General features: G+C 44.7%; 7 protein-coding genes. 3 read left to right on the top strand and 4 right to left on the bottom strand.

The genetic code is table 11. The features are described 5' to 3' along the window. Positions 1 to 2 precede the first annotated feature (2 nt). A complete protein-coding gene (locus tag AAE02nite_RS23800; RefSeq protein WP_146904455.1) occupies positions 3 to 1,748 on the bottom strand; it encodes an SWIM zinc finger family protein in 1,746 nt (581 codons plus the stop codon). Positions 1,749 to 2,098: 350 nt separating this feature from the next. Between AAE02nite_RS23800 and AAE02nite_RS23805 the strand changes: the two genes are divergently transcribed. Continuing rightward, positions 2,099 to 3,166 carry an oxidoreductase gene (locus AAE02nite_RS23805; RefSeq protein ID WP_146904458.1) on the top strand — a complete coding sequence of 356 codons (1,068 nt, stop codon included), beginning with the start codon at positions 2,099 to 2,101 and terminating at the stop codon, positions 3,164 to 3,166. A gap of 172 nt (positions 3,167 to 3,338) precedes the next feature. On the opposite strand, the gene AAE02nite_RS23810 is transcribed toward AAE02nite_RS23805, so the two are convergent. From AAE02nite_RS23810 to AAE02nite_RS23820, 3 genes are all read right to left on the bottom strand, one after another. Next, positions 3,339 to 3,656 (bottom strand): hypothetical protein, encoded by a 318-nt coding sequence (locus tag AAE02nite_RS23810; RefSeq protein WP_146904462.1) that lies wholly within the window; start codon positions 3,654 to 3,656, stop codon positions 3,339 to 3,341. 116 nt (positions 3,657 to 3,772) lie between these two features. Beyond that, positions 3,773 to 3,937 carry a hypothetical protein gene (locus tag AAE02nite_RS26440; RefSeq protein ID WP_170252679.1) on the bottom strand — a complete coding sequence of 55 codons (165 nt, stop codon included), beginning with the start codon at positions 3,935 to 3,937 and terminating at the stop codon, positions 3,773 to 3,775. A 435-nt stretch (positions 3,938 to 4,372) separates the two neighbouring features. Beyond that, positions 4,373 to 5,239, bottom strand: coding sequence for a CE1 family esterase (locus tag AAE02nite_RS23820; RefSeq protein WP_146904468.1), 867 nt, complete (start codon positions 5,237 to 5,239; stop codon positions 4,373 to 4,375). Positions 5,240 to 5,575: 336 nt separating this feature from the next. Here AAE02nite_RS23820 and AAE02nite_RS23825 point away from each other — a divergent pair, with 336 nt between their 5' ends. Together AAE02nite_RS23825 and AAE02nite_RS23830 are read left to right on the top strand one after the other, a co-directional pair. Further along, a complete protein-coding gene (locus tag AAE02nite_RS23825; protein WP_246151234.1) occupies positions 5,576 to 6,163 on the top strand; it encodes an Xre family toxin-antitoxin system antitoxin in 588 nt (195 codons plus the stop codon). After that, a complete protein-coding gene (locus tag AAE02nite_RS23830; RefSeq protein ID WP_146904471.1) occupies positions 6,160 to 6,621 on the top strand; it encodes an RES family NAD+ phosphorylase in 462 nt (153 codons plus the stop codon). The genes AAE02nite_RS23825 and AAE02nite_RS23830 overlap by 4 nt, the downstream gene beginning before the upstream one ends. The last annotated feature ends 796 nt before the right edge of the window (positions 6,622 to 7,417 follow it).

Genomic DNA, 7,417 nt, shown 5'->3' on the forward strand with positions numbered 1-7,417 from the left:
CCTTATTTTAGAATCTTATTTAATTCTTCCTGCATGGCCGGGCGGCGCGGATACTTCTCTTTCAGGTACTGCGTCAGCTTTATTATTTTTTCTTTCCCGGCCGGAATATCCTTCATTACTTGCTTCATTCTTGCAGCCAAATCGGCATAGTCTCTCCGGTCGCTGGCTTTATTTCCGTACTGTTCCAGCGCGGGCAGATATATTTCCAGTAATTCGGCAGGGTAACGTGGCGCTAAATAATTGTGGTATGAGAAGGTAGTTTCTAAATTGTTTTCCTGCTGAACCAGTGCTAAAAGCCTATCCCAATACCCCTCCTGAATAAACACTGGACCAAGCTGGTACAGCAAAGGCGGATGGGCGGGCTGCCAGTATTTCCCTTTATTTATTTTCCATTCGTGGTTTATCTTCGCTTCGATTTCCCGGATGTATTTTTCAATTTCGTTTGGCCATTCCGCCGAGGTAAAAGTTTCTTTCCACAATTTATAATACTCCAGCGTAAATCCCCGGTCGAAAGCAAAGTGGCGGGCTAAGCGCCGGAGGGTTTCGGTGTCTTTTTCTAAAACGGCTATCCGTAACAATTCTTTTTGCCAGGCGGCTACCGTGCCCGGATGATCTTTTCTTTCGGCCACCTGAATACCGCCATTAATCAAGTTTTTAGCCGCAATATATTTTTGTTCCGCAATGGCTTTGTTTACTTCGCCCTGCCGCACACTCACAATATCTAAGTTTTGCTGCACCAGGTCGGCTGCCTCTTTTGTTTTGCCGGTGGCTTCTAAAAAATCTATTTTTCGTTTTAGAAAATATTCTTTCTGGTAACTCTCATATTCCCCGGTGAGGCGACGAAGCTGTGTATCTATAAAAGTTAAAAATTCGGCGGGGTGGTTAAGCTGTAGGGCCAGCATCTGGAAGAGGTCGAATAAATCGTAACCGTAGTCGCCGTAATTAAAATAAACCGGATTATCGAGTTCCGTTTTTAAGAAAATAAATATGCTTTCTTTTAGTTCCGGAGCGGCTTGGCCGGCACCGGCAATGTTTTGAATAAGTTGTACGGCCTGGTAAATGGTGCTGCCGATATTGCCATTCGAATCATCGCTATTGGTGGAGGCTTCCATCAGGGCTTTTAAAACCACACGGGCTAAAGCAAATGCATCGCGAAAGTTATTTTTCCGGATAAATTCTTCGCCGCCAGCCAGTATTTTATCTGCCTCTTTAGCTAAACCATAGGTGGCCCGGTAATGAATAAAGCCCCGGTCGGTGTATTTCCGGATGAGTTTCTTCATTAAATCTTCGTACTTCCGGCCTACATCTATGCGGTCGTCTTTTTCGGCAAAATAAAGCTCAAATTCAGTTTTAAAGTTTTTGTCTTTGGCCGCATACCGACGAATAAACTCCTGGTATTCGGACTGGCTGATATTTTGCAGCAACTTCTCGAAAACATTTTTCGAGGCGCTTGTTTTGGCTTTCTGGCTTTTTGCTTTTTTAACTTCTTTCTGCAAGGCCAAAAATACGGCCACTGCATGTTTGCAGATGCGGCCATCGTACGGGCAACTGCAGGAAATTTCAGTTATTTCGTCTTGGCTGGCGAGTGTTACAGTAACCTGGTAGGTGTCGGTGCCCTCCACTTCGGCCTCCCAGGTGTTCGGTGCGGTTTCTTCGAGCCAGGTTATTGCTTTATTACTATAATATTGTTTTCCCCGCTGCAAAATAGCTGCGTCTATTTGGGTTTCAAAATTCTGTAGCGTAAGCATGGCTATTTTTACTTAGTAAGTTAAAAACAGTTGTAAGCGACAAGGAGCCTAATTTAAATATTATGGATTGGAATAAATGAATATACGCCTACTATTTAACCATTGTTAAAATGAGTCAGCTGCATGGAAGAGGTAGGCAAATGGTCTGTTTGTGGTACGCATTACGCCAATCAGAGATTGGCTTTCTGAAACGCTAACTCTACGCAAAGCTAAGCATAACTAAATAACTAAGAATTTCAATATTTAAATATGCGCTAAAGACTAAATAACCAGAGAATATTAGCTGTCTTAAATTTGGCGCTTTTGTCCGGGACAGATAACTTACGCCGCTATTAATAATAAACATTTGTATGCCTGAGACAGTACGCGTCGGATTGATTGGCTATGGCATGGCCGGTCAGGTTTTTCATGCTCCCATTATTAGCAGTGTGCCGGGGCTGCACCTGGTTAAAATCCGGGAAACCAAACCCGCCAATATCCACCTGGCCAATCAGCGTTACCCCTTCGCCGAGGTAGTAGCCGAAACCAAAGCGATACTGAACGACGAGACCATTAATCTGGTGGTCATTGCCACCCCCAACCACACCCATTATACGCTGGCCGAAGCGGCGTTGCTGGCCGGAAAACACGTAGTAGTGGATAAGCCTTTTACGGTTACTTCTGCCGAAGCGGATGCGTTGATTGCCTTGGCTACCCGCCAGAATCTCTTGCTAACGGTACACCACAACCGCCGCTGGGACAGTAATGCCAAAACCCTCCGCCGGGTTATAGCCAGTCAATTGCTGGGCCGCCTGGCAGAGCTGGAAATCCACTTCGACCGTTTCCGGAATTTCTTTAGGCCGGGAGCCTGGCGCGAAGAAAATATTCCGGGGTCCGGCATCTTCTACGATTTAGGGCCCCACCTGATAGACGAAGCCCAGGTTTTATTTGGCTTGCCCCTCGCCATAACCGCCGACGAACGGATACAGCGCACCGATGGTAAAACCATCGATAATTTTACGGTGATGCTGGATTACGACGCGCTGAAAGTAACTTTAAAAGGCGGCATGCTGGTACGGGAACCCGGGCCTACTTACCAATTGCTGGGCGAGCAGGGTAGTTATGTAAAATACGGCACCGATGTGCAGGAAGAAGCCCTCAAGGCCGGTTTAACGCCAGTAAATACGCCAGACTGGGGCATTGAACCGGAATCGCGCTGGGGTAAAATAAACACCGAGTACCAGGGGCAGCACCTGGTGGGTACTATCCAAAGCGAACCCGGCGACTACCGGGAATTTTATGCCAATGTTTATGCCGCCGTGACCGGGCAGGGACCGTTGGCCGTTACCCCGGAGCAGGCCCGCAACACCATCCGGATTTTAGAATTAGCCCGGCAAAGCAGTGCCGAGAAAAGGACTATCCCGTGGAGTTATTCGTAAAATGGGTACTGGTTTAAGATAGTGGCCACCAGGTTATATTTGGTTTCCTCAACCCGCACTAACGTACAAGTCAAACCCCGCAATCCCGCCTCAGTTGTCAGTTGTGCGGAGAGTTAGCGCAGCGCTCTCCGCACTTTTGGAAAGCCAATCTCTGATTGGCGTAATAAAAGATTCAGTCAATAAAAGTAATCGGTACCAACCCCGGCAAGCCGCTGTAAGCGCGGGCACTGCTGTACAGGTAGCAGTTAGCTTCCTCTACCCAACCTTCCTGCACCGAACTCTGGTGAATATATTCCAGCTTTTGATCAGTGAAATGATTCGTTAGTAATTCCTCGGCGTGGTTATTTTGCTGCCAGAACTGGTACTGGGTATTGCGGCTATTTTTACTTGCCGCAAACCAAAACGTATCTAACAGCCTTACAAAATAACTGCCTGCGGGATTGTTTAAGCGGTAAGGCCTTGGCGTCAGTTGCTTGAAAGAGGTAGGCAAATGGTCTGTTTGTGGTACGCATTACGCCAATCAGAGATTGGCTTTCTGAAAATGCGGAGAGCGCTGCGCATCACGGGACTTTACCTACGGACAAATTATCAAAATACAAGCCCTAACTAAGCCTTGGTTTTGTCTATCTCGTTCGGCGCATCGCCACTTTTAGGTGTTTCGCGGTTAGCTTTTTTGGCAGCTAGAAGGCGCTCCTGGTGTTCTTTTTTTTCTTTGAATTCCTTCTGACGCTGCTTCTTCTGTTGATTTTCCGATCTGGTTCTGGTTGCCATTTCCTGGTTTTATTTTGTTATATGCAGATACTTCGTTTACCCATTCGTTATTTTCAAAGTTACTAAACGGGCCGGGCATTTTGCCATAGGTATAATTAGGTATAATTGTCCCCTGTTGTGCGCAGCGTTAGCACAGTAGCCTACGCACTTTTCACTATTTTACGATTGGCGCTACTAACAAACAGGAATATTTAGGCAAGCTCATAGCAGCCGCAGTAAACGTAGCAAAATATTACTTGCTCCAATTCTAACAGATTGATTTTGCGTTTTCCTGCCAAAGCGTTTGGTACGCTAGAAGTTAATCTAGCAGAATAGTTTGTATATTTTTTCTTACGCCAATCAGAAATTCGCTTTTCTAAAAATGCGTAGCGCGCTGCGCTAATTCTACGCATAACAGGTATATCAGGGGTTAAACATGCCCTGATATATTTTACATTATTTTTGTCTTTTAAAAAATTGCCACGATTCGGTAAAACCATTCACATCTTCGGGAAAAGCATGCTCCCCGCCGATAACTTTAAGCAGTACGACTTCGGGCTTTCTACCTTTTTTGAAAGTATATTTGGTAATCGTTTGTTTATTGCCCGAATTCGAATCCGGCAAAGTTTCTACTTTGGGCTTACCCTTATATCCTGCTAAAGAAGCCCAATAGGTAAAGGTATTTTCCGTGGAAAGCACGCGGCCAAACGAACTGCCATTTACCTTCATTTCGCCGCCGGTATAAGGGTTAACAGCATCATTGGTACCGTTAATAATCATAACGGGTACCGGCTTTTTTGCTTCTTCACAATCTAAATTGGTCTGGTCCGGCAAATTGGCCACAATGGCGCTTATCCCTTTGCATTTATCGGGCATGGTTAAGGCCAACTTATAAGCCATGTGGCCCCCACCCGACAAACCAATGGCATAAAAATGCTTACCGTTTACCCCGTAATTTTTATTAAAGTAGTGCAGCATGGCTTCGAAAAAGGCCTGCTCGTTAATATTTTCCTGGTTAGCAACACTGGTAGCCGATTTACGGCACTCATTCCAGTAGCGCTTGTAACCATCCGGATAAACCAATAGAAATGGTTCTTTGCCGGCTTCCTTTTCCAAATTCTCGGCGGGTTTCATCATGCCTTGCCCATTTCCACCGGACCCGTGCAGGACAAATATCAGATTAAAATTCTGAGTAGTATGGTTCGGCTTTTGGAAGTGAAACGTGCGATAGTGGTTTTCAATTAAAACTGAATCGGTAAGTACCTGACTTGTGGCGGTAAGAAAGCAAAAAACAAATAATAGCAAGCAGGCACATTTCTTCATGAACAACTGATTAAGATAATTTGGGCTGAATATAATAATTTTTTCCTGCTCGTATAACCAACTAAAGTTAACCGAAGCAGCAAACAATAAACTGGAATTTAAACAGCCAAGCCTTGAGAATTCCTACCAAAGCGTTTGGTACGCCAGATGCTAAAAGAATAGAACAGAATAGTTGATATATTTCTTATTACACCAATCAGCGATTGGCTTTCCGGAAAATGCGTAGAGCAAAGCGCTAACTCTCCGCATAGCTACGAATCTAAACTTACAAACTAATTTACGACAAATGTCGTTAATATAACGACAAAGGTTGTATATTTGGATAAAGGCAGTTAAATGGATAGCAAAACAAAACATAGTTCCGGGCAAAAAATAGATAAAGTGCAGGACCTCTCCACAACAGCAACTACCTTTAAAACCAGGAAAGGGAAAGCCGATAATAAATATAATAAAGTTAACGAGCTTCATGCTCCTGGTCAAGTTAGTAAATCTATGCAGGGCGCGCCGGCTAAAAAACTTACTAGGACTAACCTGGCAGAAATCGCCGACCAAGATGTATATACCCTCATTCAAACGGTTCGGGCCGGATTGCCTTTTGATTTGTATCAGGAATTAGTGAAAGCTATGCCTTTTACCCCGGCCGATTGGGCGGCTTACCTCCATTTGTCCGACCGTACCCTGCAGCGATATAAGAAAGAGGCAGCCACTTTTGATGCGCTTCAATCGGAGAAAATACTAGAGATTTTGCTTGTGTTTAAAAAGGGAACGGAAGTTTTTGAAGATAAAGAAAATTTTGCTGCCTGGCTGGAAGCTACTAATGTAGCTTTGGGCCACGTTAAACCCAAAGATTTGCTCGATAGCAGTTTCGGAATAAATTTACTGCGGGATGAATTAATCCGGATTGAACACGGCGTGCTGGCATGATTGTTTTCCGGCTGAGTAAAAAACAATATTGTACCGCCCTCTCCGGCACCGGCGCGTATTTAGCCGGCGGGCGCTGGAACAGCAAAGGAACAGCCTTGCTTTACACCGCCGAATCGCGGGCGCTTTGTATGGCCGAAGTAGCGGTACACCTGCCCATTGGGATTGTGCCCAAAGATTACTTTTTAGTAACCCTCGAAATTCCGGACGAAGATACCGAAACCGTAGAACTCAGCAGCCTGGCGCCCGACTGGCATACTTTCCCGCATTTAACCGCTACACAACAAATTGGTGATAATTTTGTAAAAGCCGGCCAGTTTCTGGCTTTGAAAGTACCCTCCGCGGTAGTACCCGGCGATTTTAATTATTTGCTCAATCCGCAACATCCCAATTGGGCTAAGATAACCCTGGTCGGGGAGCCAACGCCTTTTCCTTTCGACAGTCGCCTGTTCAGAAGTTAATTCCCTTCTTTCGGTTAGGAACCAGCGCAGCATTAAACCCAGTTGACCAGTTGTGCGGAGCTTTAGCGTAACGCGTTAGTTTCGTTGTGCCACTCCCTGTTGTGCGGAGAGTTAGCGGAGCGCTCTGCGCAATTCTCGGATAGCCAATCTCTGATTGGCGTAGCTAGCAAATATAAGAATTAGGTACAGACCAGGTAAGTCGCAGTTAAAGTGGCAAAAGAAAGTGGACTTTAAACCAGTTATAGCTATTGCTAAACGGTTTTTTCTATTATTTAAATTATGGCATGAAAAATTTTTACTATATCTGAAAATTTAGGTGCTTTATGGATTAGACCAACCGGGAGATTGGCTTTCCATATAATGCGTAGCGCGCTGCACTAATTTTACGCATAACAGTGTCAAGCCCCTATCAGCGAGTACGCCTTCTGGCTGAAACGTATCCGGAAATGCTGCCACCTCACAACCTACCTAAATCATTATTTTAGGTGGATACTAAACAAGTAAGCGAATAGTATTTCTACACTTGGGAAGGAGTATAACTATACGATAAACTGCTAAAGCCAGGGCCAATATCCTCTTAGTGCGGTAAGGTAGGCACTTATATTTTAAGTGGCAGCCTGCATAAAAACCAGTAGTATAAAATAATGTGCTCGAACACACTATTTTGCTAAATGCTTGAATATTTAAAATTAAACTTTTAGTTTTAGGCAACTATCGGGGTGGTAAATATTAGAAGATACCGGATCAGCTGTTTTGTTATTACTGGCTGATTGGCAGAATTATTAATGCTAAAACT

The sequence above is a fragment of the Adhaeribacter aerolatus genome, from assembly GCF_007991635.1.
GTDB classification, from domain to species: domain Bacteria; phylum Bacteroidota; class Bacteroidia; order Cytophagales; family Hymenobacteraceae; genus Adhaeribacter; species Adhaeribacter aerolatus.

Bases quoted from the DNA above. Each gene is read 5' to 3' on its own strand.
- AAE02nite_RS23820 (WP_146904468.1), bottom strand. From the start codon at position 5,239: ATGAAGAAATGTGCCTGCTTGCTATTATTTGTTTTTTGCTTTCTTACC.
- AAE02nite_RS23830 (WP_146904471.1), top strand. From the start codon at position 6,160: ATGATTGTTTTCCGGCTGAGTAAAAAACAATATTGTACCGCCCTCTCC.
- AAE02nite_RS23805 (WP_146904458.1), top strand. From the start codon at position 2,099: ATGCCTGAGACAGTACGCGTCGGATTGATTGGCTATGGCATGGCCGGT.
- AAE02nite_RS26440 (WP_170252679.1), bottom strand. From the start codon at position 3,937: ATGGCAACCAGAACCAGATCGGAAAATCAACAGAAGAAGCAGCGTCAG.
- AAE02nite_RS23800 (WP_146904455.1), bottom strand. From the start codon at position 1,748: ATGCTTACGCTACAGAATTTTGAAACCCAAATAGACGCAGCTATTTTG.
- AAE02nite_RS23825 (WP_246151234.1), top strand. From the start codon at position 5,576: ATGGATAGCAAAACAAAACATAGTTCCGGGCAAAAAATAGATAAAGTG.